The sequence below is a fragment of the Leeuwenhoekiella sp. CH_XMU1409-2 genome, assembly GCF_037029365.1.
Taxonomy (GTDB): Bacteria; Bacteroidota; Bacteroidia; order Flavobacteriales; family Flavobacteriaceae; genus Leeuwenhoekiella; species Leeuwenhoekiella blandensis.
Map to the genome: position 1 here is coordinate 312,788 of NZ_JAYMEI010000001.1, position 22,666 is coordinate 335,453.

Below are 22,666 nucleotides of genomic sequence, written 5' to 3' on the forward strand. Positions count from 1 at the left end.
TTTTTACGAATGAAAACTCTTTTATTCGCCTGTGCTGCCACTTTAACGACTTTTGGCGCACTCGCACAACAAACACCACAAGATTCTACCGATGTAGAAAAACTAGATGAGGTGCTGGTACAATCGGTACGTGTAGATGCCGATTCGCCCATCACGTACAGCAATTTGTCTAAAGACGAAATCAACGAGCGCAATCTGGGACAAGATCTGCCTATTTTACTCAATTATTTACCCAGTGTAGTTACCACTTCTGATGCCGGCGCCGGTGTGGGCTATACCGGTTTTAGAGTGCGTGGTACCGGCAACCGCGGTATTAATGTAACCATAAACGGAATCCCGTATAACGATGCCGAAAGCTTGGGAACGTTCTTTGTGAATTTGCAAGATTTTAGCAGTTCGATACAAAGTGTGCAGTTGCAACGTGGAGTAGGAACATCAACTAATGGAGCCGGAGCTTTTGGTGCCAGTTTAAATATTTTGACCGATGCGGCTACGCTGGAAGCTTACGCTGAAGTCAATGCTTCAGGCGGATCTTTTGATACGCGTAGAGCCAATGTGAAATTTGGTACCGGACTTATAAATGATCATTTTACTTTTTCCGGAAGGCTTTCTGCTATAAAATCTGACGGATATGTAGATCGTGCCAGTTCAGATTTGAAATCCTATTACCTTCAGGGCGAATACCGCAACGAGAAGACGTTGTTAAAAGCTGTTGTTTTTGGCGGTCACGAGGTAACTTACCAGTCGTGGAATGGTATCGACGCGCAGACTTTAGCGACGGACAGAACGTACAATCCTATAGGTTTCCAATACGATGATGATGGAAATTTTGAAGGTTTTTATGACAATCAGGTTGATGATTACAAGCAAGATCACGTGCAACTGCACTGGAATCAAAAATATGGCGGAGGCTGGTCAACACAGCTGAGTTTAAACTACACCATGGGTCGTGGCTTTTTTGAAGAATATGTAGATTCTTGGTATTATGCCAACGTGAATTTCTCTAGCGATGCGACTTTTGATTTCATTGGCTGGGAACCGTATGAAGTTGATGGAGAATTACAAACCGATACCGATCTTATTCGCCGTCGCTGGCTAGACAACCGCTACTATGTGGCAAACCTGACAACCAATTATAAGTCAAACGCAATAGATTTTGATGCCGGAGTTTTTGGTAGTATGTATAGTGGCGATCATTATGGCGAGATCACTTGGGCACGTTATTTTGCTCAGGATGAAGAAGCCGGTTACCGTTATTATTTTGGCACCGCAGATAAAAATGAGTTTACCACATTTGCTAAAGCAACTTGGCGCATAAACGATATGTGGAGTGTTTTTGGAGATTTACAAGGGCGTTTTATTAGCTACGAAACCGACGGGATCAACAGCGATATTGACGAATTTATCATCGATGAAAACTATTCGTTTTTCAATCCGAAAGCGGGATTGACGCTTACGCTGAATGAGGAAAATAAAATTTATGCTTCTTACGCCAGAGCCAATAGAGAGCCTAGTCGTACCGATTTTGAAAACGGAAATCCGGTGCCGGAAACTTTAAATGATTTTGAATTAGGTTATCGTTTTACTAAAGAGCGTGCGCGTGTTTTTGCCAATCTTTATTTTATGGATTATCGCGATCAGCTTGTGCTTACCGGTGCGATTGATGATGTAGGAGCGCCTATTCGTCAAAACAGCGGTTCGAGCTATCGTTTAGGATTGGAGGTAGAAGCAGGATTTCAGTTGGGAAGCAAATTTGCGATCACGCCCAACCTTGCCTTGAGTACCAATAAAAACCGTGACTTTTTCTTTCAGCGAGATGGGGAGTTGCAGAATTTAGGGAATACCAATATTTCTTTTTCACCAGAAATCGTAGCGGGTAATCGCCTTGATTTCTTTCCGGTTCAAAACTTGCGCTTGTCGCTACTTTCTAAATACGTAGGAGAACAATATTTAGGAAATATAGACGCCGAAAGTTCTAAGCTTGATGCGTATTTTATCAATGACTTTAACGTGCAGTATGATCTGAAGAATATAGGCTTTGCAAAGCGGGTTACGCTAACTGCTTTGGTAAATAATATCTTCAGTGAAGAATATGTTTCAAACGGTTATTTCTTTACTTATGATGAGGTCGCCAATTCTGGAGCAGTAACTACAGTTGAAGGAGCGGGATATTATCCGCAGGCAAAAATCAATTTTTTACTTGGTGCGACGGTGCGATTTTAGGGGATCACACCAGAAGCAGAAAAGCCGGCAAATTGCCGGCTTTTTTTAATATGAAACAGTGATAATATTTCTATTTTGAGAGACCCTGTATTCAAGCAGTGTGTACGGTAATTCTTGGGCGGTATCCTGACCGGTAAATAAAGTATAGGTGTTATCCTCACAGGGGCATGTTGCTTCGGTACCATTTAAAGTCATCGTAGAGCAGCTATTAGGAACGTGATTGGGGTCTGTTGCTTCCCACGCACGAATTCCTGCACCGGTATTGATGATAAATATTCCGCGGATGCCAATCCCAGGCTCATATATTGCATTTCCAGGAAATTCTAATATACTATACGTTCCGAAATTGGTGTTAAGGTTTACGCTAAAAGAAAAAGGATTTAAATTAGGATTGTTGATGCGGTTATCATCTGCGCTACAGCCTGTCAGAAATATTGCCGCGATCAAAAAAACGGGTAAAAATTTCACTCCAAAAGAAAATTTAAGGTTTATCAATTTATAAAATTTTAGAAGTAACAATTAATAAATTCGTATATTAGCAATGCTTAATCCCGTTTCTGATGGGATTTTTTGTGTTTATAAGCGAGCATGTTCTTTCGCAGGCTAAACACGATTTTGAATAAACGAAAATCACACACATTACATTGTGCATTAATAGACGAAGTTATGAGTAAAGTATCATACTATACAGCAGAAGGATTAAAAAAATTAAAAGACGAGCTAAATCAGCTTAAAGATATTGAGCGTCCTAAGGCGTCACAAGCAATTGCTGAGGCTAGAGATAAAGGGGATTTGAGTGAAAATGCAGAATATGATGCTGCCAAGGAAGCGCAGGGAATGCTTGAGATGCGTATTTCAAAAATGGAAGCGCTTGTAGCTAATGCCCGTATTATTGATGAGTCGCAGTTAGATACTTCTAAAGCTTTGGTGCATTCTACGGTAAAGATTAAAAATCAAACCAATGGCATGCAGATGACGTATAAATTGGTAGCGCAAAGTGAAGCCGATTTAAAGAGCGGAAAGATCTCTGTAGATTCTCCTATTGGCAAAGGATTATTAGGTAAAAAAGTAGGCGAAGTGGCAGAAGTACAAGTCCCTAACGGAACGATGAAATTTGACATTCTCGAAATTACGAGAGACTAGATATTCAATTTGAAATAAAGAAAAAGCGGAGTTCAAAATAAAAATTGAACTCCGCTTTTTTTTATTGAAACCATCAAAGGCTTAGGCCTCTGAGGTTATAAATTTAGTTTCTCCAAACAAAATCTCCTGCTTCTACAGACCAGTCGTTGCCAAAGAAACCACTGCATTCTATGCCTTCAATGCCTTTTTGCATCGCAGTGTTGTCAAAGATCAATACATCAGGATAAGTAGTCGCATTTACCAGATAATCATTGGCGTAAGCGCCTTTCATTCCGGTTGTTCCTGTTGCTGTTACTACACCAATACTTGCCACATCACTTCCTGAACGCGGATAAATGAATAAACCGCCCCATTGATCTCCTTTTAAGGTTTTGTCGCCCAATTTTAAGCTGTTGTTGGTCACAAGAATCGGGGCGTCTTTAAGCAGTTTATTCCAAGCAGCGTTGTTGCTTTTGTTTCCGTATAAAACAATGTTTTGATCTGGATAATTTTCAGGTTTGAATTGGGTGTCTTTAACTACTTCTACAGCACCGTTTGCTCTGTACCAGAATTTTTCAGCATCAAATTTAGCTTTATTATACCACCAGGTGTTCTCTTCTTTTGAACCTTTTGAAGCATAAACAAAAACGACATTATTTCTAAAAGCATCTTTGAATCCGCCATTGCGTAATGGACTTTTATCCATTTCAGAAGGAGCTTCAACAGCCTTCCAGGTTCCTTGTTCATTTTTGTAATAAACGAGATCTTTAGAAGCCGGAATGAGCTTTTGACCGTCTAGTGTAAGGGTGTCGTTTATGGTGCCGGCTTTAGCTAGATCGATCTGTAAAACTGCGGCATTCTCGGTGGTTATGATAAGGTTGCCCTCATTTTTCTCAAGGTTAAATGAGCTGATCTCAAACGGCTTGTTTTGTTGTAAAATATCTACGTAATGCGACCCTGAAGAAACACCCGGAGAAGCAGTGTAAAACTCAATTTCCTCAATAGCTTCGGTAGGTTTGATCGAGTGTGCTTTAAAATAGTTAAAAAGCAAAGGATCATCTACACTCTCATCCCCGTACCAATGCTTTCCGTTAGGGTACTCATAGTATGAAAAGTCATTATGATAGGTTCCTAAGCGTTCTCTCATATCGCGTGCAATAGCGGTAGGAACTACATTGTCGATCTCGCCGTGCAGTACAAAAACACCATAGTGTAAATAGTTGCGTAAGAGTTTAAGCGTACGGCTAGGATTTCCTGCTCGCATAATAATCGCATCAAGTTCCTTATCTATTTCAGCATTGAAGCTTGCTGTGGTTTGCGCAATAAATTCTTCTTTGGTAATGCCAAGATCTTTGAAATCTTCTTCAGGAAGTTTTGCCATTTGCTCTACTCTAAAATTGCGATAACGCAATAAGTCAGGATATCCTGCACAAGGTGCAATAGCCGCAAAACGATCTGGATATGTCGCTCCCAAGTACCAGCTTCCGTGACCTCCCATTGAGTGACCGGTTAAGTAGGTGTGAGAAGAATCGGTTTTATAAATTCGCTCAGCTTCTTCTAGCACTTCAAGTGCATCTAAGCGGCCCCAATCTTCCCAGGCAAAACCATAAGGTCTGCGGTTAGTTGGCGCAACAAGGTGACCCCAATCTTTTTGTTTATAGGCGTTGGCTTGATTTACCGCTTCAACCGATGCGCCGTGCACAGATAAGAATAAAGCCTGATTGTCTTTGTCTTTAGTCAACGATGGAGCAACGCTAAAGTACTGCACGCTTCCATCTACTTTACTTATAAATGTCTTTTTGTGGTGCTTGTATTTCGATTTTGTGCCAAACGTCAAGGTGTCTTTGGCTAAAACTTTTCCGGATTTTGAGAGTAGGGTCAGCTCCGCTTCAGCTTCCTCATTTGCTTTAAGGTTGCTGGGCGGTGTGATCGTAAAAGGAACCTTGCGTACAAGAAGCGGCGATATATCGGGAACTGCTGAAGTATATGTGGCGTCTCCAATTTTTACTTCAATCTTTCCACCTTTAAACCAAGACTCTTTGGTGTTCATAATTCTGATGGCACCATAAACCGGTTTAGCATCATCTACAAGCAAGTCTGGTAAGGTAAGGTCTCTTTTAGTAAACTGCACCGCTTGATCTGGTTTGAGCAGTCTTGCGCGCATATTGTTGAATCTACCGCCAGAAAGTACAAACTCATTTTTTCCTTTTTTTAATTTAATCGGAATAAGGCTCCAGCCAAAGTCATAATGATCGCCTTCATGAGGTAAACCATTGATTAAAACACTGGTGTGGCCTGAAGCTTCAAAGAGCACAATTTGTTCTGTCTCTGATGTGTATTCTAAATACAGATGACCAGATCTGAGGTTGTCGTTTTTAAATTCGTTTTTTTCTCCGGCTTCGATCGCTTCCCATTTAGAATCTAACATGGCGGCGCCTTCTTTTATGGCAGGAGCATCGCCACTCAGAATTTGAGCAAATACAGCATCGGTTTCAATGGTGTTGTGTGTTTTGTCAAAGCGTTTCCCTTTAAGTAGCAGGCCTTCTTTAAAAAGGTGAAGGATTGATCCTTCATTAATATCTTCGACTTTTTCCTTGCCAAAGTATTGAACAATATTTCCTTTTTTGCTTTGCGCAAATGAAAAAGTAGTAATTAAGAAAATGCAACTTAACAGAATGCGAATTTTCATACGTTTTAGAGGTTTAAACAAATAAGTTCTAAAAAGATGCTTATTTGTAAATGGTTAATGATGTAAATAAAATTTAAGCATACTTCAGTAGTTGAACTGAAGCTGATGGATCAATAAGCATAATCTGAATCTTGCACCAACCCAAGAATATAAACTTGGCTGGTTTTTTTTAAAATCCTAAGCACAGGCTTTAACTTTAGATAGCTGTTTTAAAAAATAACGATACTGTGCTAAAATCTATTAAAATTAGAAATTATCACAGCTTAATGATTATGCTTATTGATTATCAATGACTAATCCTTAGTAATTAAGCTAAAATCAAGCAAAAGTTGAGGTTAAAATAGACAGACAACAGCATAACGTTGCTAGACGACAGAATTTGGCCTTCAAATTTTAAACGTTCGTTTAATAATTGCTGGTAAGCGTGCAATGCATCCCTTTAGTTAGAGATTGTTTAATTATAAATAATACTTTTGTTAAGCATACAAAAGCTTATCCTTAGAATTTAAATTATGGCTTCAATATTCACAAAAATCATCAACCGCGAAATTCCCGGTCATATCGTTGCCGAAGATGCGCAACACATCGCAATTTTAGATATAAATCCCAATGCAAAGGGGCATACCTTGTGCATTCCTAAAAAGGAGGTAAACAAGATTTTTGATCTACCTGAAGAAGATTATATGGCGCTTATGGCTTTTAGCCGAAAGGTAGCACTTGCTTTAGAACAGGTAGTGACTTGCGAGCGCATAGGTGTATCAGTAATTGGTCTTGAAGTACCACACGTGCACGTACATTTGATCCCGCTTACTACGATGGAAGATGCGCGTTTTATCAATAAAACTAAACTAGATCAGGAGGAATTTAAAGCTCTTGCTCAACAGATCAATGAAGCGCTTTAAGCCGCTATTTTAAAATTATAAAGTGCAAAAGCTGCTGCTGCGGCAACGACTACAATGGCAATAAGAATGAGTATTGCAAGAGGTTTAAAGCGGGTATAGGTCTCAGGATCGCCTATTCTCTTTAGGTTATAAAGGTAAACACGGTCGATTTCGTCGGTCCATAGACCGGGATATACCTGCGAAGAACAATGACTGCAATGCAGCTCTCCTTTTACGTTTTTGGTAGCTTTGGTAAGTAATTTATTGTCTTCTATTTTGTTGTAAAACGTAAAACTTAATCCATCTTGCGCGTAACATTTTGGGCAGTTGTTGCGCAGTTTAGACTCGCCAAATTTTACGTAGGAAGAAGCCATATTCAAAGGTTAGTTGGTGGCGCAAAAATAAATCATTTCATAAGATTCGCCAGATTTATTTGTGCATATTGTAAGAGCATAATGGTTTTGGCATCCTTGATTTCTCCCGATTTTATTAGTGCTAAAGCTTCAGTAAAGCTATATTCTAGAACCTCAATATTTTCGGTTTCATCGGCAGCACCACCACCTTCTGATACTTTTTGATCTTCAGTATATGCTGCAATAAAGAAATGGAGAATTTCGGTTACAGATCCCGGTGACATATAGGATTCAAATACCTTTTCAACCGTTTTGATGCGGTAGCCGGTTTCTTCTTCGATCTCTTTAATGATAGCGGTTTTGGGATCGTTTTCATCCAGCAAACCGGCACAGGCTTCGATCATCATGCCGTCTTTATTCTTATTGAGATACGTGGGCATTCTAAACTGTCGTGTGAGAATTACCGTTTGCCGCTCGAGATTATAAAGTAAAACCACCGCGCCATTGCCACGGTCATAGGCTTCGCGCGATTGCTTTTCCCAAGTGTTTTGATTGTTGAGGTATTCAAAATCAACCTTCTTTAGCGTATACCAATTGTCAGACAGTATACTCACGTTCATATTTCTTACCTTATCGTTCATTCATCTATAAGTTTTAGGGCTATTTGAAAGGTTGTTCCTTTGTTGAGTTCGCTTTGCAACACACGCACTTGGCCATCATGATATTCTTCAATAATGCGTTTAGTAAGTGATAAGCCCAGTCCCCAACCTCGTTTTTTGGTTGTATAACCCGGTTCAAAAATGGTATTGAAGTTCATTTTTGGGATTCCTTTACCGGTGTCTGAAATTAAAATTTTTGCGTAGCGGGTGTCGCGTTTTATGGTTAATGTGAGTTTACCTTTTCCTTTCATCGCATCAATGGCATTCTTGACCAAGTTCTCAATGCTCCAGGCATAAAGTTCTTTATTGAGCATCACAAAAAGCTGTCCGCGGGGGACGTCTATCTCAAAATCAATGAGTTTTGAACTGCGATTGGCCAGGTATTCAAACGCGTCTTGCGTTTCGGTAATGATATTTTTAGGATCAAGTTTTGGGATACTTCCTATTTGTGAAAATCTACCGGTAATAATTTCGAGTCGGTTTATGTCTTTGTTGATCTCTTCAATATAATCGGGATTCACATGTTCGGCCTTTAAAATTTCGGTCCATCCAACGAGCGAAGAAAGCGGCGTGCCTATTTGATGCGCTGTTTCTTTGGCCATTCCTGCCCATAAGGAGTTTTGTTCAGAAGCTTTTGAAGTCGCATAGAAGAAATAGATCACCGCGATAAAAAGGATCACGATAATAACCAGCACTACCGGGAAAAACTTTAATTGATTGATCACCGGAGAGTGCCCGTAGTAGGCGTACCAGAGTTCACCACCTAGAATATCGATGCGTATGGGGTCATTTTCGGCAGCCATTTCGAGCAGTAATTCTTGAGACCGTGCCGGATTTTCAAGAATGTTCTCGGGTATGTTAATGCTGTTTACAATACTGTCCTTGTAATCGGTAATGATTATCGGGATGTATTGGTTTTTTGAATTTATCTTTTGACTTAGCGCATAATACTGGTTGATGTCTTCGGTGTTAAAGGCTTCCATAGACGTAGCCCAAATTTCCATACGGTCCCGTTCTGACTGTTTGAGTTGGTCAAAAAATAAGGAGACATTCCAAAGAATAAGCGCAGTAATGACCACCGCTGCAAAAATGATAAACCAGCGAATAAAACGCTGATCTTTATTAAAATTCATAGGATTCGTTTCTTTGAAGCTCGTGTTTAGGTTAAGCCTATTGCTGCGTCTTGAATAAAGCGCAAATGCAAGGTGGCACTCGAACTAAATATAAAATATTTCTAATACAATTATTGTTTTCAAAACGGTTTTAAGAATACTATCGTATGCCTACCTTTGCCAAATGAGCACCGAAACACTTTCTATAGACCCTAAAACTTCAGAGAATGCCAGGATTTATGGCCTTTTATCTGCTGCTGTGGGGCCGCGTCCTATTGCTTTTGCAAGTACTTTAGATGCTGAAGGCAAACCCAATCTGGCGCCGTATAGTTTTTTTAATGTGTTCAGTTCAAATCCGCCTATTGTTGTGTTTTCGCCTGTGCGTAGGGGGAGAGACAATACCACAAAGCATACGTTAGATAATATTCTTGCGACCAGAGAAGTTGTGATCAATATGGTGAATTATGCGATGGTGCAGCAAATGTCTCTGGCAAGTACAGAATATGAAGCCGGCGTAGATGAGTTTATCAAAGCAGGTTTTAGCAAAGCGCATTCAGAAGCGGTGAAACCTTTTCGCGTGAAAGAAGCTCCGGTACAATTAGAATGTAAGGTAAATGAGGTTGTCGCTTTGGGAACCGAAGGAGGCTCCGGGAATCTTGTCGTTTGCGAGGTGCTCAGAATTCATATCAAAAAGGAGGTGTTGACCGAAGCAGAAACAATCGATGAGCATAAAATCGATCTTGTAGCGCGTATGGGAGGTAATTGGTACACGCGTGCTATAGACGGCATGTTTGAAGTGCCCAAGCCGTTGCGCAATCTTGGGGTTGGTGTAGATGCGTTGCCGGAAGCGGTACGATTGAGTACTGTGCTTAGCGGAAACGATCTGGGAAGATTGGGCAATATCGCAGCTTTACCGGATGCCGAAGCTGTAAAGGTATTTTTAGCTGAAAATCAAGACTTGAAAGAAGTGGTAAACTCAGGTGATCAGGAACGCTTGCATCAAGCAATTAAAGAATTAGTAAATCAAGATAGAACGGGCGATGCCTGGAAATTAATTTTAGCCTAATTTTAAAAGGCTTATCATATAAACAAAACAACAGAAATGGAAGTACAGGGAAAAATTAAATTGATTGGAGACGTACAAACCTTTGGGAACAATGGTTTTAGAAAGCGCGAAGTTGTTGTAACTACCGAAGAACAATACCCACAGCCTATAATGGTTGAATTTGTACAGGACAAGACCGACTTGTTGAACAACTTTAACATTGGGCAAAATGTAAAAATAAGCATCAATCTTAGAGGTCGCGAGTGGGTGAATCCTCAAGGAGAGACCAAATATTTTAATAGCATACAAGGTTGGAGAATCGAAAGTCTTGAAAGCGCAGCACCATCTGCAGGAATGCCACCGGTACCACCAGCAGACCAGTTTGAGCCGGCTTCAGATTTTGATGATGACGATCACGACGATTTGCCTTTCTAAAAAGTGCGTTAAACTAGAATAAAACCCCCGATACTTTTAGTAAGTTTCGGGGGTTCTTCATTTTATTTAATAATCGAGGTTTAATGCTCCAAGGCTAGTTTACTGCATAAAAAAAAGCTCTTGGTACAAGAGCTTTTAATTGGTTTTAGGTTAACCTATTCTTAAACTAAAAAAGCAATGATGAACAAAATTTTTAAAGAGGTTATTATAAATTTCGGTAAAAAATCGGAATTAATCAAAATTTTGTATTCATTTTTATCAAAATCATAAAGTATCATATTCATTAACTCCAATCAGCCGTTTCCTGATTACCGCTTTGCAGATGAAGACGGGTTGCTTGCTGTGGGGGCAGACCTAAGTTCGGCACGACTCGTTGACGCCTATTCTAAAGGGATATTCCCGTGGTATAATGATGGCCAACCGGTTTTATGGTGGTCGCCCGACCCCAGAATGGTTTTGATTCCTCAGGAAATTCATATTTCAAAATCAATGCGTAAAGTGCTGCGTGAAGCAGCATTTAAGGTGACGTATAACACCCGTTTTCTTGATGTGATCTTAAATTGCAAACGGATTGAGCGCGAGGGACAGCATGGCACCTGGATCACAAACGATATGGTTGAAGCTTATTTAAATCTTCATAAATTAGGTTATGCCCAGTCTGTAGAGGTGTGGCAAGATGAGGAGCTCGTAGGTGGTTTGTACGGTGTAAATTTAAAAGACAAGCAGGTTTTTTGTGGCGAAAGCATGTTTTCAAAAGTGAGTAATGCCAGTAAAGTGGCGTTTATTTCTTTGGCTCAAAAACTTACGCAACAGGATTACAAGCTTATCGACTGCCAAGTGTATACCGCTCATCTTGAAAGTTTGGGGGCTAAAGAAATCTCAAGAGAAGAATTTCTGTCTTACTTAGGCTAGTTTTTATTCGATTCTAAAAGCTGGCGTGCTCAAACTAAGCATAACTTTCTCCTAATCGCTCAAGGTTTTACCCCGAGGCTTTTAACTTCAGCATATCTAAAACAATCTACCTCGTGATCGTTAACCATTCCGGTCGCTTGCATATGCGCATAGACTACCGTCGAACCGGTAAATTTAAAACCACGTTTTTTTAGGTCTTTTGATAGCGCGTCACTTATTGCTGTAGTTGCCGGAGCTTCTTTGTAAATTTTCACCGAATTCTGAACAGGCTTATGGTTGACAAAACTCCAGATGTATTTTGAAAAACTACCAAATTCTTCCTGAATTTCTATAAAAGCCTGTGCATTGCTAACGGTAGCTTTTACCTTTAATTTATTTCTGATGATTCCGGGGTTTTGAAGCAGCGCTTCCAGTTTGGCTTCAGAATAACACGCTATCTTTTTATAGTCAAAGTCATCAAGTGCTTCGCGGAAGTTTTCGCGCTTGCGCAAAATCGTGATCCAACTTAAACCCGCCTGAAAAGTTTCTAAAATCAAAAACTCAAAAATCGTTTGATCGTCATAAACAGGAACGCCCCATTCTTGATCGTGGTACGCCTCATAAAGCGGGTCGCCCACACACCAGCCACATCTTTGTTTTGTCATAATTCAAAGTAAATTACTTCAGGGCGAGCCTTGGAGTATTAATCCCTTTGGCGGCGCCAATTAAAAATTAAAGGTATACATTTTTAAAACGCATCAAAGCACTTTGGATTGTAAGTTGGTTTATAAAAAACCGACTTTTGTTCTATGACTATTACAACCTTAGAACGACAAGAATTGGTGACCGAAGCGCTTAAGAATGCATTAACCTATGCAGATTATCGCTTACTGGTTGCAAAGCACGCCGAAGCTTTTACAAGTACGGGACATACACAAACCGAAGCCTTATCAAATTATACGGTACTCAATGACCGCCGGATGAAGCGCTGGGATAAAACGCTCAAGTTTACGCAGGAGCAGGAGGAAGCTTTAAAAGCCTACACAAAGCCGGTAAACTGGTTAGTACTTACCGAAAGTTGGTGTGGCGACGCTCCCGCAGCCGTTGCGGTGATGCATAAAATGGCACAACTTCAGCCTGCGATCAATTTTAATCTGGTATTGCGTGATGATCACCCGCAATTGATGGACGCGTTTTTGACCAATGGCGGAAAAGCAATTCCTAAGTTGATCGTTCAGGATCCTGAGAATAATGCGGTGGTAACAAGTTGGGGTTCACGCTCCAAAGCCGCGCAACAACTCGTCACAGATTTTAAAGCAGAAAACGAAGCGATAACGCCAGAGTTTATCAATACGCTCCAGAAATGGTATAACGATAACAAAGGGCAGGCGATAGTTGAAGAATTGCTTGAGATCTTAAAAGCCTTTAACCTTGAAACTCAAAACTGATCGAACCTAGTTGCGATTCTCGCTTACTGGAGTTAAAAATCGCTTGTTTAGCATATTCTAAGGCTTGATCTACAAGACAGCCGTTTGAAGTGCTCGACGCATTTTTATTAAAGGTAACTTTAGAAACGCCGCCTGCGCCACTCACTTGAATGTTAATGACCACGCGTCCTGTTGCATCACAGGTATAAACGGGATTAGGGATTTGGATGGCGTTTCGGTCTTTGAGTTGATAGTTTACTGTACTGCGACGATTGCTAGACGTGTTTACTTTTGAGACTTCTTCTGTGTTTTCTGAAGTGCCGGCAGATTGTTGTGCCGCGCGTTTTTGACGCAAGAGTGCAATACGCTCTCTGTAATCGGGAAAGGCTTCCTCATCACCATCAGAATCCTCTGAGGGATCTGCGGTTTCGGTATCGCTTTTTAAGGCGTTGTCGCGTTCATCTTGTTGGCTGAAGAAACGATTGGCTTCGCGTACCAATCTACTGCTGCTTTGTGCTTGATTGGTGATTTGCTGTGTTTGTAACACTTCTTCTTCGGTCTGCTCCAAAAGTTCTTCCTCAATAACTTCTTCTTCAATGATAGGAATCGGAATAAATTCTTCTACTTGTGAAGTGTCATAAGGTTTGATGGTAAAAAACAAAAAGATAACTGCAAGAATACTGGCACCGCTAAAGGTGATCAACATCGCTTTATCTTCAGGTGAAAGTTTCATCAGTATAAAAATACAAAAACGCCGAATGCGTGGTTGTTAAACAAAACGGAAGAGCTGTTAACTAATTGTTTGAAGCTTCAGCTTGTTGTAAAGCAGCTTCAAATGCCTCTAACGAAGTGGCATCTATCACATCAAAATCTCCAATTTTTGTTCTGCGCAAAGCGGAAAGATGCCCGCCGCTATTTAATGCTTTTCCAAAATCGTGAGCTAGAGATCTTATGTAAGTGCCTTTACTGCAACGCACCCTAAAATCAACCTCAGGAAGTTCGATTCTTGTGATCTCAAAGGCTGAAACTTCAACTGTTCTGCTGGGAATTTCAACTTTCTCACCCGCGCGCGCAAACTCGTACAAACGCTTTCCGTCTTTCTTCAATGCGGAAAAAACCGGCGGTTGCTGCTGTATGCTTCCTGTAAATTGAGCAGTAGTTTTTTTTATGAGTTCGTCATTCAAATGAGCTGTAGGGAAAGTTTGATCAATCTCCGTTTCCAGGTCATAAGAAGGTGTAGTAGCACCTAACACGATGGTGCCTGTATATTCTTTCTCTTGCCCCATAAATTCTTCAATACGCTTGGTGAATTTACCGGTGCAGATGATAAGCAGGCCCGTAGCTAAGGGGTCTAAAGTACCCGCGTGACCCACCTTAATTTTTTTGATTTTATAGGTCTTGCGTATCAACCAACGCACTTTGTTTACCAGTTGGAATGAGGTCCAATTGAGCGGCTTGTCAAAAAGTAAAACCTGACCTTCTTTAAAATATTCTTCGGTAAACTGCATAATGTGTTTTTGTAATGCTTCGGTTTACAGGTTGTAATACCCAAAACTTACGGCGATGATACCTACGATAAGGCAATAGATGGCAAACCAAGAAAGTTTACTCTTTTTAACCAATTTGATCATCCAGGTACAAGCGATAAGTCCGCTGATGAATGCAGCAACAAAACCTATAGAAAGTGCTGTGAAATTACCAGATTCGGTTGTGATCTCACCGCTAAGCAGGTCTTTTGCGATCTTTCCGAATATAAGGGGAACCACCATCAAAAACGAAAAACGTGCGGCTTTACTTTTGTCATTTCCTAATAAAACCGAAGTCGAGATGGTTGCACCACTTCTGGAAATCCCGGGTAGCATGGCAATGGCTTGCGCGATACCAATTGTAAAAGCGTTGCTATAACTTACCGGCTTTTGGGTGTCTTTAGCCTTATCTGCCAGCCATAGTAAAAGTGCGGTAATGATAAGCATCATTCCTACCAGCAGAATGTTTCCGCCAAAAAGACTTTCTAATTGTTCTTCAAAAAATAAACCGATGATCACAGCAGGAATCATAGAGATGATGATTTTTACAGAAAACTGCATTTCATCATTCCATTTAAACTGAAACAAGCCTTTGAGAATGTCAAAAATATCCTTTCTAAAAACTACGATCGTACTCAAAGCGGTTGCAAAATGCAAAACCACAGTAAAGAGTAAGCTTTCTTCAGGCAGGGTGCTGTCGCCCAAAATAGCTTTTCCGAGTTCAAGATGACCGCTTGAAGAAACCGGTAAAAATTCGGTAAGGCCTTGAATGATTCCGAGAATTATCGCATCGATTATATCCATTTACTAGATGTAGGTAAGTTAGTTGGTGTTTTTATTCTTATCAGGATTCAGTAAAATCGCATAGACTTCAATACCAAAACCAATCAAAACCAAAGCAGGCGCCAGGCGTATACGTCTCCAGTTGTAAATTTCCGGATTGAAAACATTAGGATCATCACTACCACCGCCAGACATCAGGATAAAACCAAGTGCGATCACACCAAGTCCTATCAACATCACCTTGTAGTTTTTCTTCTTAAAAATAAAACTGCTACGGTGCAGTTCGTTTTGCTTTTTTCGTTTTTGTTCTCCCATGCTAAAAGGGTTAAAAATTATGTTTGGAAAGAGCTGTTGATCTAAAAGCTCTTATCTAATGTCTCAAGTCTAATAATAGAGCTCGTCTGTTCTTAAATTCAAAAAGCGTTGAGTAGCCAAAAACGTGCTAAACCACGTGATGATCATACTCGCTACAAAAACGCCTACAAATAAAATAGCCAGAATCATAGGGTCTGCCAGCAATTCTAACTCAGGGAAGGTTTGGTTTAAATAATACAAAACCGCAGCCATTCCTGCGAGTGCGATTACTGCGCCTACCATTCCTAATTTCATACTCAGCCAGATAAACGGGCGGCGAATGAACCCCTTGGTCGCGCCCACCATTTGCATCGTTTTAATCGTAAAACGCTTAGAATATACCGAAAGACGTATCGCAGAGTTGATGAGCAATACCGCGATGAGCGTAAACACACCGCTGATGATCATCACCCACAAACTTATTTTTTTGATGTTATCGTTAAGCAGCGAGATCAAAGGCTGGTCATAATTTACTTCTTCTACAAAGTCTTTAGCAAGTAAATTATCTGCGATTTCTTTAACCTGAGCCGCATCAACAAAATCGGCTTTGAGATAGACGTCAATGGAATTTTGCAGCGGGTTGTAGCCCAAAAAGTCCATAAAATTCTCGCCTATTTCTTTGCTGTGTTCTTCGGCAGCTTCTTCTTTAGAAACAAACTGCGTCGACTTGGTGTAATCGGCTAGGGCAAGTGTTTTTTCCAATTGTTTGATCTCAACATCTTTTGCATCATCCTTTAAATAAATCGTCAATGCGATCTGTTCTTTAAAATGATCGGCAACTTTTTTAGAGTTGAGCACAAGAAGGCCCAGTAATCCCAATAAGAAAAGTACCAGCGCAATACTTAAAATCACCGAAAAATACGAGGAGATCAGTCTGCGACGTTGAAACTTTTCAAAGGATGATGCCATGCTGCTGCGTAAAATTTAATGCGATTCGTGGACAAAAATACTAAAGTTCGTGCTTCTTAAACGCACGCTTGGCGCATTTTGTATTTTTATACTGAAGCAATTCGCGCGTTTAGCACCAATACTGGCGTTATCGGTTTAAAATGAAGTGCTTAAACTCTTATTACAAACGTTTATGAATATTTTAATCTACGGAATAGGTGGCGTTGGAGGCTATTTTGGCGGAAAACTCACCAAAACTAAGAATCACGTGACGTTTATTGCTCGCGGAAAACACCTGGAAGCGATTCAAAAAAACGGATTAGAAGTCACAAGTTATAAAGGTGATTTTGTAGCTGAACCCGATTTGGCTACTGACGATTTAAACGAAATCCCAACGTCTAATCTTGTGATTTTAGGAGTAAAATCGTGGCAGGTTCCCGAGACGATTGAAGCTTTAAAGCCTTATGTGAACGCCGAAACGCTGTTTCTGCCGTTACAAAACGGAGCTTCTAATGCTGAAAAAATTCTTGAAGTATTGCCTGATGCTCAGGTTTTGGGTGGTTTATGTAGAATAGTTGCATTTAAAGACGGTCCGGGAAAAATAAAGCATCCTACTTTTGAACCCAGCATCACCTTTGGTGAACTCGACGGAAGCCTTTCTGAACGAGCAAAAGAACTTCAAGCATTATTTGAAGAAGCCGGTTTTACAGCGCATTTGGTTAAAGATATTCAAGTAGAGATCTGGAAGAAATTTCTATTCATTTGTACCATAAGCGGTATTGGTGGTTTGACGCGTGTGCCTATGGGTAAAATACGTTCGAGTGCTTATTTATTTAAAATGATGCAAGACACCGCACAGGAGATTTTTAATGTAGCCAAAGCAAAAGGAATTGCACTTACCGAAAAACATATGAAATCGGTATTTGAGGCGATCCAGAATCAAGGCGCAGAGGTGACTGCTTCTACGCAACGCGATATTATGGAGGGTAAACCCAGCGAACTCAACAACTTTAACGGCTACATTGTGCGCGAAGGAAAGCGTCTAGGTGTTTCTGTGCCGGTAAACGAGATGATCTTTGAGTGTTTATTGCCAACGGAAAAAGAGGCAAGATCCTAGAAAACCTCGAGTAAACTCCCTTAGGGCAGACCCACGTGGCATTCGTTCCGAACAAATTTTCAATTTCGTGACATCCCGAAAGCTTTCGGGACGGAGTATTTAACCCTTTGGCGGTGCCAAAAAACCGGTCTGCTTAAATCGCTTTTAAATCGTTAAATTTGCCGCTCATTAAAATGCGCAGTGCGCAAAGCAATACACGGTAATGAACTACGATTTTAACGCGATAGAAGAAAAATGGCAAGAGTACTGGAGTGATCACGGTACTTTTCAGGCAAAAAATAACAGCGACAAGCCAAAATATTATGTGCTCGATATGTTTCCGTATCCATCAGGTGCGGGACTGCACGTTGGGCATCCGCTGGGATATATTGCCAGTGATATTTATGCGCGTTACAAGCGTCATCAAGGGTTTAATGTGTTGCATCCGCAGGGGTATGATTCGTTTGGTCTTCCGGCAGAGCAATATGCGATTCAAACCGGGCAACACCCTGCAATTACTACCGAAACTAACATTGCCCGTTACCGCGAGCAATTAGATAAAATAGGATTTTCATTCGATTGGAGTCGCGAGGTGCGCACTTCAAATCCGGAATATTACAAATGGACACAATGGATTTTCATTCAGCTTTTTGAAAGTTGGTATAACAACGATACCAACCAGGCAGAGCATATTGACACGCTGATCGCCAAGTTTGAAGCCGAAGGAAATGCTTCGGTAAATGCAGTATGCGATGAGGATGTTGAAACCTTTACCGCTGAAGAATGGAATTCCGCTTCCGCGAAAGCAAAACAAGAACTTCTTTTAAAATATAGATTAACCTATCTGGCAGAAACCGAAGTAAACTGGTGTCCTGCGTTGGGTACGGTTTTGGCAAACGATGAGATCGTGAACGGCGTTTCAGAACGTGGCGGGCATCCTGTGGTGCGCAAAAAAATGACGCAGTGGAGTATGCGTATCAGCGCTTATGCACAGCGTTTGCTAGACGGTTTGCAATATATTGACTGGCCACAGCCGCTTAAAGACTCGCAAACCAACTGGATCGGGCGTTCAAAAGGAGCCTCGGTACAGTTTAAGATTAAAGATTCAGAAGAGACTATTTCAGTATTTACCACGCGTCCCGATACCATTTTTGGGGTGACGTTTATGACACTAGCGCCGGAATTAGACCTTGTAAAAGAAATAACAACTCCAGAGCAAAAAGCTGAGGTTGATGCCTATATCGAAGCTACTGCAAAGCGTAGCGAGCGCGAGCGTATGGCCGATGTAAAAACCATTTCTGGTGCATTTACCGGTGCGTATGCCGAGCATCCCTTTACAAAAGAGCCGATTCCGATCTGGATTGGTGACTACGTGTTGGCTGGTTATGGAACCGGTGCTGTGATGGCGGTTCCTTGTGGAGATCAACGCGACTGGGATTTTGCAACGCATTTCAACATTCCGATCAAGAATATTTTTGACGGAGTCGATATCAGCGAACAAGCCTATGCTGAAAAAGATGCAACTCCGCTTAAAGATTCAGATTTCTTAAATGGACTGGCATACAAGCAAGCATTGCCAAAAGCGATTGAAGCATTAGAAAAATTAGGTGCCGGAAAAGGGAAAGTAAATTACCGTTTGCGCGACGCGGTGTTTAGCCGTCAGCGTTATTGGGGAGAGCCGTTCCCGGTGTATTATGTAGATGGAATGCCTCAAATGATTGATGCAGCGCATTTACCGATTCACTTGCCGGAAGTAGAAAAATATTTACCTACCGAAGAAGGCGAGCCGCCACTAGGTCGCGCCGATGTTTGGGCGTGGGATATCCAAGCCAATGCAGTCGTGAGCAATGACAAGATCGATCACGAGACGGTTTTTCCTTTAGAGTTGAATACGATGCCGGGTTGGGCAGGAAGCAGCTGGTATTTTTTCAGATATATGGAGAAAGCTCTGCGCGACGAAGCTTTTGCCTCAGAAGAAGCGATGGAGTATTGGCAAAATGTGGACCTCTATATTGGAGGTAGCGAGCACGCAACAGGGCATTTATTGTACAGCCGTTTTTGGGTGAAATTCCTTAAAGACCGTGGTTTTGCACCTGTGGAAGAGCCTTTCAAAAAGCTGATCAATCAGGGGATGATTTTGGGAACTAGTGCTTTTGTGTATCGCATTGAGGGTGAAAATAAATTTATTTCCGCTCAAAGCAAGAAAGACTTATCTGTACAACCCATCCACGCGCCTGTGGAGTTTGTAAACGCATCTGATGAGTTGGATGTAGAGGCATTTAAAAACTGGAGACCAGAATTTAAGGATGCTGAATTTGTTCTTGAAAACGGAGTTTATAAAGTAGGTCGCGAAGTCGAAAAAATGTCTAAATCCAAATACAACGTGGTGAATCCCGATGATATTTGTGAGGAGTACGGGGCTGATACGTTGCGTATGTATGAGATGTTTTTAGGTCCATTAGAGCAGGCAAAACCTTGGAATACTGCAGGAATTACGGGAGTACATAACTTCCTTAAAAAATTATGGAAGCTATACCATCAGGTAGATAAAGCAGGAAATCTAGGTGACTTTGAAGTTTCTGATGTGCCGGCTTCTAAAGAGGCGATGAAAACCTTGCATAAAACCATCAAGAAGGTACAGGAAGATATTGAGAACTTCAGTTTTAATACTTCGGTTTCTACGTTTATGATCGCAGTTAACGAACTCGCTGCTGCAAAATGTAACAACCGTGAAGTGCTGGAGCCATTGGCGGTGTTGATTTCGCCTTACGCACCACACATCGCTGAAGAATTGTGGAGTTTGCTCGGTCACGACGAGTCGATCGCCACTGCCTCTTTCCCGGATTTTGATGAAAAGCATCTGGTAGAAAGCAGTAAAGAATATCCAATATCGTTTAATGGGAAAATGCGTTTTACGATGGAACTTCCGCTAGATCTTTCTAAAGATGAAATCGAAAAAGCAGTACGCGCGCACGAGAAAACACAAGAGTATTTAGGCGGTCGCGAACCGAAAAAGGTGATCGTGGTTCCCGGTAAGATCGTGAACTTTGTAGGATAGAAATTCAGTCCTACTCATAAAACAGAGGCTTATTTTGAGATGTTAATTCACATATTATCAAAATAAGCCTTTCCTTTTTGACATATTCTTTCTAAGCTTCTTTTTGAGAACTCTTAATTTTCTGCCTAAACCAGAAACTATGATTATTGGAGTTCCCAAAGAAATTAAAAACAATGAAAACCGCGTAGGACTCACGCCCGGTGGCGTTTTTGAACTTACCAAACGTGGGCACACGGTGTATGTTCAAAAAACGGCCGGAGAACACAGCGGCTTTACCGATACTATTTATGAAGAGGCCGGAGCAGCAATTCTTGACACGATCGAGGAGGTGTATGCCATCGCCGAAATGATCGTTAAGGTAAAAGAACCTATCGAGCCGGAATATGATCTGGTTAAGGAAAATCAGATCGTGTTTACCTATTTTCATTTTGCTTCAAGCGAAGCGCTTACGCAGGCGATGCTCAAAAGTAAAAGCGTTTGTATCGCTTATGAAACCGTAGAAGAGTCTGATCGCAGTTTGCCCTTGCTCACCCCAATGAGTGAAGTTGCGGGACGTATGGCAATTCAGCAGGGGGCGCGTTATTTGGAAAAACCGGTAAAAGGGCGCGGCGTATTGTTGGGAGGTGTTCCCGGGGTAACTCCCGGAAAAGTCCTTGTTCTAGGTGCCGGAGTAGTGGGGATTCAAGCCGCTAAAATGGCTGCCGGTCTCGGTGCACACGTTACCATTCTCGATATCAGTATGAAGCGTTTGCGTTATGTAAATGATATTATGCCTCCGCACGTGGTTACCGAGTTTTCGAATGAGTTCAACATCCGCAGACATATAAAAACCCACGATTTGATAATAGGTGGTGTACTAATTCCGGGTGCCAAAGCGCCCAAATTGATCACGCGAGATATGCTTAAAGATATGCGACCGGGAACTGTGATCGTAGATGTGGCGGTAGATCAAGGCGGTTGTGTAGAAACTTCACGACCTACCACACACGAAGATCCTGTATTTATCATTGATGATGTGGTGCATTATTGTGTGGCAAATATGCCGGGTGCTGTGCCGTATACGTCAACCGTGGCGCTAACCAATGTGACCTTGCCGTATGTGCTCAAACTTGCTGAAAAGGGTTGGGAAAAAGCCTGCCAGGATCATCTGGATTTACAGAAAGGATTGAGCATTATCAAAGGAGAAGTGGTATATGAGGAAATATCTCAAGCGTTTGATTTGCCCTTTAAACCTGTAGCTGAATTTTTATAGGTTACGTCAAAACGGCAGAAGCGATTTTCGGCGTATTTATTGCTAATTATTCTTTAGTTTTAAAACACTAAAATTCAAAAAACATGATAACAGGAGGATATATGGGCTACTACATACTTGTTGGTGCTATTGCATTGGTAAGTTGGCTAGTAAGCAATAAATTAAAAAGTAAGTTTAAAGAATACTCGCAGATACATCTGCAAAACGGGATGAGCGGTGCCGAGATCGCGCGCAAAATGCTAAGCGATAACGGGATTACCGATGTAAAGGTAATTTCGGTTCAAGGGCAGTTAACAGACCATTATAACCCTGCAAAAAAGACCGTTAACCTTAGTGAGCCGGTTTATAATCAGCGCAACGCCGCTGCGGCTGCTGTTGCAGCACACGAGTGTGGTCACGCGGTACAACATGCTAAGGCCTACAGTTGGTTAACCATGCGTTCTAAATTGGTTCCTGTAGTGAGTGTGGCGTCGCGTATGTCGATGTTTGTGATTATTGGAGGGGTTGTTTTAATGTCGATCATTGGGTCTGGTCTTGGGATGACCGTAGCTATCATTGGTTTAGGGCTTTTTGCAATGGGAACCTTGTTTTCATTCATCACACTTCCTGTGGAATATGATGCAAGTAACCGTGCATTGGCGTGGTTAGAATCGGCTAATATGTTGACACCAAGAGAACACGACGGAGCTAAAGATGCACTTAAATGGGCCGCCCGCACGTATGTAGTCGCTGCGATTGGTTCGTTAGCCACCTTATTATACTTCGCATTGCAGATTTTAGGAAGTAGAAGATAAGTTTGAAACTTAGAAGAATTAAGAACCCATTTCATTTAATTGGAATGGGTTTTTTTGTGTAACTTCAAGCTATAAAGT

At 41.3% G+C, this 22,666-nt stretch carries 22 protein-coding genes; 11 read left to right on the forward strand and 11 right to left on the reverse strand.

All coding sequences use genetic code 11. The features are described from left to right. The first annotated feature begins 9 nt into the window (after positions 1–9). Positions 10–2,223, forward strand: a complete 2,214-nt coding sequence (locus WA338_RS01310) for a TonB-dependent receptor (protein WP_272987049.1) — start codon at positions 10–12, stop codon at positions 2,221–2,223. Positions 2,224–2,268: 45 nt separating this feature from the next. Here WA338_RS01310 and WA338_RS01315 read toward each other — a convergent pair whose 3' ends face one another. Next, entirely contained in the window at positions 2,269–2,718 is a 450-nt protein-coding gene (locus tag WA338_RS01315; RefSeq protein WP_273006634.1) for a hypothetical protein, read from the reverse strand. A 171-nt stretch (positions 2,719–2,889) separates the two neighbouring features. Here WA338_RS01315 and greA point away from each other — a divergent pair, with 171 nt between their 5' ends. Next, positions 2,890–3,366: a transcription elongation factor GreA gene (gene greA / locus WA338_RS01320; protein WP_272987046.1), complete on the forward strand. Its 477-nt coding sequence runs from the start codon at positions 2,890–2,892 to the stop codon at positions 3,364–3,366. 103 nt (positions 3,367–3,469) lie between these two features. Here greA and WA338_RS01325 read toward each other — a convergent pair whose 3' ends face one another. Continuing rightward, the gene (locus WA338_RS01325) at positions 3,470–6,034 is read right to left on the reverse strand and encodes an alpha/beta hydrolase-fold protein (RefSeq protein WP_272987044.1); all 2,565 of its coding nucleotides are present in this window, start codon (positions 6,032–6,034) and stop codon (positions 3,470–3,472) included. Between the two features lie 512 nt (positions 6,035–6,546). Between WA338_RS01325 and WA338_RS01330 the strand changes: the two genes are divergently transcribed. Beyond that, positions 6,547–6,936 (forward strand): HIT family protein, encoded by a 390-nt coding sequence (locus WA338_RS01330; protein WP_009778584.1) that lies wholly within the window; start codon positions 6,547–6,549, stop codon positions 6,934–6,936. On the opposite strand, the gene WA338_RS01335 is transcribed toward WA338_RS01330, so the two are convergent. The 3 genes from WA338_RS01335 to WA338_RS01345 are packed head-to-tail and all read right to left on the reverse strand — an operon-like array spanning position 6,933 to position 9,060. Next, on the reverse strand, positions 6,933–7,289 hold the full coding sequence (locus tag WA338_RS01335) for a hypothetical protein (RefSeq protein ID WP_009778585.1): 357 nt from the start codon (positions 7,287–7,289) through the stop codon (positions 6,933–6,935). The genes WA338_RS01330 and WA338_RS01335 overlap by 4 nt on opposite strands. Before the next feature lie 32 nt (positions 7,290–7,321). Then, positions 7,322–7,909 carry an NUDIX domain-containing protein gene (locus WA338_RS01340; protein WP_009778586.1) on the reverse strand — a complete coding sequence of 196 codons (588 nt, stop codon included), beginning with the start codon at positions 7,907–7,909 and terminating at the stop codon, positions 7,322–7,324. Then, a complete protein-coding gene (locus tag WA338_RS01345) occupies positions 7,906–9,060 on the reverse strand; it encodes a sensor histidine kinase (protein WP_009778587.1) in 1,155 nt (384 codons plus the stop codon). Before WA338_RS01345 ends, WA338_RS01340 begins: the two co-directional genes overlap by 4 nt. Before the next feature lie 163 nt (positions 9,061–9,223). Here WA338_RS01345 and WA338_RS01350 point away from each other — a divergent pair, with 163 nt between their 5' ends. The 3 genes from WA338_RS01350 to aat all read left to right on the forward strand — a co-directional run bounded on the left by WA338_RS01350 (position 9,224) and on the right by aat (position 11,431). After that, positions 9,224–10,105, forward strand: a complete 882-nt coding sequence (locus tag WA338_RS01350) for a flavin reductase family protein (protein ID WP_009778588.1) — start codon at positions 9,224–9,226, stop codon at positions 10,103–10,105. Between the two features lie 36 nt (positions 10,106–10,141). Beyond that, positions 10,142–10,519, forward strand: a complete 378-nt coding sequence (locus WA338_RS01355; RefSeq protein WP_009778589.1) for a DUF3127 domain-containing protein — start codon at positions 10,142–10,144, stop codon at positions 10,517–10,519. Between the two features lie 273 nt (positions 10,520–10,792). Beyond that, positions 10,793–11,431: a leucyl/phenylalanyl-tRNA--protein transferase gene (gene aat, locus WA338_RS01360; RefSeq protein WP_040532475.1), complete on the forward strand. Its 639-nt coding sequence runs from the start codon at positions 10,793–10,795 to the stop codon at positions 11,429–11,431. A 59-nt stretch (positions 11,432–11,490) separates the two neighbouring features. Here aat and WA338_RS01365 read toward each other — a convergent pair whose 3' ends face one another. Further along, positions 11,491–12,075, reverse strand: a complete 585-nt coding sequence (locus WA338_RS01365; RefSeq protein ID WP_040532477.1) for a DNA-3-methyladenine glycosylase I — start codon at positions 12,073–12,075, stop codon at positions 11,491–11,493. Positions 12,076–12,219: 144 nt separating this feature from the next. Here WA338_RS01365 and WA338_RS01370 point away from each other — a divergent pair, with 144 nt between their 5' ends. After that, a complete protein-coding gene (locus WA338_RS01370) occupies positions 12,220–12,858 on the forward strand; it encodes a thioredoxin family protein (protein WP_009778593.1) in 639 nt (212 codons plus the stop codon). On the opposite strand, the gene WA338_RS01375 is transcribed toward WA338_RS01370, so the two are convergent. The 5 genes from WA338_RS01375 to WA338_RS01395 all read right to left on the reverse strand — a co-directional run bounded on the left by WA338_RS01375 (position 12,836) and on the right by WA338_RS01395 (position 16,409). Further along, on the reverse strand, positions 12,836–13,570 hold the full coding sequence (locus WA338_RS01375) for a hypothetical protein (RefSeq protein ID WP_009778594.1): 735 nt from the start codon (positions 13,568–13,570) through the stop codon (positions 12,836–12,838). The two genes, WA338_RS01370 and WA338_RS01375, sit on opposite strands and share 23 nt — an antisense overlap. 61 nt (positions 13,571–13,631) lie before the next feature. Continuing rightward, positions 13,632–14,345, reverse strand: a complete 714-nt coding sequence (gene truB / locus WA338_RS01380) for a tRNA pseudouridine(55) synthase TruB (protein ID WP_009778595.1) — start codon at positions 14,343–14,345, stop codon at positions 13,632–13,634. 24 nt (positions 14,346–14,369) lie between these two features. Further along, entirely contained in the window at positions 14,370–15,167 is a 798-nt protein-coding gene (gene uppP / locus WA338_RS01385) for an undecaprenyl-diphosphatase UppP (protein ID WP_009778596.1), read from the reverse strand. Positions 15,168–15,185: 18 nt separating this feature from the next. After that, positions 15,186–15,461 carry a DUF3098 domain-containing protein gene (locus WA338_RS01390; RefSeq protein ID WP_009778597.1) on the reverse strand — a complete coding sequence of 92 codons (276 nt, stop codon included), beginning with the start codon at positions 15,459–15,461 and terminating at the stop codon, positions 15,186–15,188. Positions 15,462–15,530: 69 nt separating this feature from the next. Then, complete coding sequence (locus WA338_RS01395; RefSeq protein ID WP_009778598.1) at positions 15,531–16,409, reverse strand: cell division protein FtsX; 879 nt, start codon at positions 16,407–16,409, stop codon at positions 15,531–15,533. Between the two features lie 172 nt (positions 16,410–16,581). Here WA338_RS01395 and WA338_RS01400 point away from each other — a divergent pair, with 172 nt between their 5' ends. The 4 genes from WA338_RS01400 to WA338_RS01415 all read left to right on the forward strand — a co-directional run bounded on the left by WA338_RS01400 (position 16,582) and on the right by WA338_RS01415 (position 22,588). After that, positions 16,582–17,505 carry a ketopantoate reductase family protein gene (locus WA338_RS01400; protein WP_272987038.1) on the forward strand — a complete coding sequence of 308 codons (924 nt, stop codon included), beginning with the start codon at positions 16,582–16,584 and terminating at the stop codon, positions 17,503–17,505. 202 nt (positions 17,506–17,707) lie between these two features. Beyond that, a complete protein-coding gene (gene leuS, locus WA338_RS01405) occupies positions 17,708–20,542 on the forward strand; it encodes a leucine--tRNA ligase (RefSeq protein ID WP_272987037.1) in 2,835 nt (944 codons plus the stop codon). Between the two features lie 139 nt (positions 20,543–20,681). Further along, entirely contained in the window at positions 20,682–21,794 is a 1,113-nt protein-coding gene (gene ald / locus WA338_RS01410) for an alanine dehydrogenase (RefSeq protein ID WP_272987035.1), read from the forward strand. Between the two features lie 83 nt (positions 21,795–21,877). Continuing rightward, positions 21,878–22,588, forward strand: a complete 711-nt coding sequence (locus tag WA338_RS01415; protein ID WP_272987033.1) for a zinc metallopeptidase — start codon at positions 21,878–21,880, stop codon at positions 22,586–22,588. Positions 22,589–22,666 lie beyond the last annotated feature (78 nt).

Excerpts from the sequence above, each read along its gene's own strand:
- WA338_RS01310 (WP_272987049.1), top strand. The coding sequence starts at position 10 with ATGAAAACTCTTTTATTCGCCTGTGCTGCCACTTTAACGACTTTTGGC.
- greA (WP_272987046.1), top strand. The coding sequence starts at position 2,890 with ATGAGTAAAGTATCATACTATACAGCAGAAGGATTAAAAAAATTAAAA.
- WA338_RS01325 (WP_272987044.1), bottom strand. The coding sequence starts at position 6,034 with ATGAAAATTCGCATTCTGTTAAGTTGCATTTTCTTAATTACTACTTTT.
- WA338_RS01330 (WP_009778584.1), top strand. The coding sequence starts at position 6,547 with ATGGCTTCAATATTCACAAAAATCATCAACCGCGAAATTCCCGGTCAT.
- WA338_RS01335 (WP_009778585.1), bottom strand. The coding sequence starts at position 7,289 with ATGGCTTCTTCCTACGTAAAATTTGGCGAGTCTAAACTGCGCAACAAC.
- WA338_RS01340 (WP_009778586.1), bottom strand. The coding sequence starts at position 7,909 with ATGAACGATAAGGTAAGAAATATGAACGTGAGTATACTGTCTGACAAT.
- WA338_RS01345 (WP_009778587.1), bottom strand. The coding sequence starts at position 9,060 with ATGAATTTTAATAAAGATCAGCGTTTTATTCGCTGGTTTATCATTTTT.
- WA338_RS01350 (WP_009778588.1), top strand. The coding sequence starts at position 9,224 with ATGAGCACCGAAACACTTTCTATAGACCCTAAAACTTCAGAGAATGCC.
- WA338_RS01355 (WP_009778589.1), top strand. The coding sequence starts at position 10,142 with ATGGAAGTACAGGGAAAAATTAAATTGATTGGAGACGTACAAACCTTT.
- WA338_RS01365 (WP_040532477.1), bottom strand. The coding sequence starts at position 12,075 with ATGACAAAACAAAGATGTGGCTGGTGTGTGGGCGACCCGCTTTATGAG.
- WA338_RS01370 (WP_009778593.1), top strand. The coding sequence starts at position 12,220 with ATGACTATTACAACCTTAGAACGACAAGAATTGGTGACCGAAGCGCTT.
- WA338_RS01375 (WP_009778594.1), bottom strand. The coding sequence starts at position 13,570 with ATGAAACTTTCACCTGAAGATAAAGCGATGTTGATCACCTTTAGCGGT.
- truB (WP_009778595.1), bottom strand. The coding sequence starts at position 14,345 with ATGCAGTTTACCGAAGAATATTTTAAAGAAGGTCAGGTTTTACTTTTT.
- uppP (WP_009778596.1), bottom strand. The coding sequence starts at position 15,167 with ATGGATATAATCGATGCGATAATTCTCGGAATCATTCAAGGCCTTACC.
- WA338_RS01390 (WP_009778597.1), bottom strand. The coding sequence starts at position 15,461 with ATGGGAGAACAAAAACGAAAAAAGCAAAACGAACTGCACCGTAGCAGT.
- WA338_RS01395 (WP_009778598.1), bottom strand. The coding sequence starts at position 16,409 with ATGGCATCATCCTTTGAAAAGTTTCAACGTCGCAGACTGATCTCCTCG.
- WA338_RS01400 (WP_272987038.1), top strand. The coding sequence starts at position 16,582 with ATGAATATTTTAATCTACGGAATAGGTGGCGTTGGAGGCTATTTTGGC.
- leuS (WP_272987037.1), top strand. The coding sequence starts at position 17,708 with ATGAACTACGATTTTAACGCGATAGAAGAAAAATGGCAAGAGTACTGG.
- ald (WP_272987035.1), top strand. The coding sequence starts at position 20,682 with ATGATTATTGGAGTTCCCAAAGAAATTAAAAACAATGAAAACCGCGTA.
- WA338_RS01415 (WP_272987033.1), top strand. The coding sequence starts at position 21,878 with ATGATAACAGGAGGATATATGGGCTACTACATACTTGTTGGTGCTATT.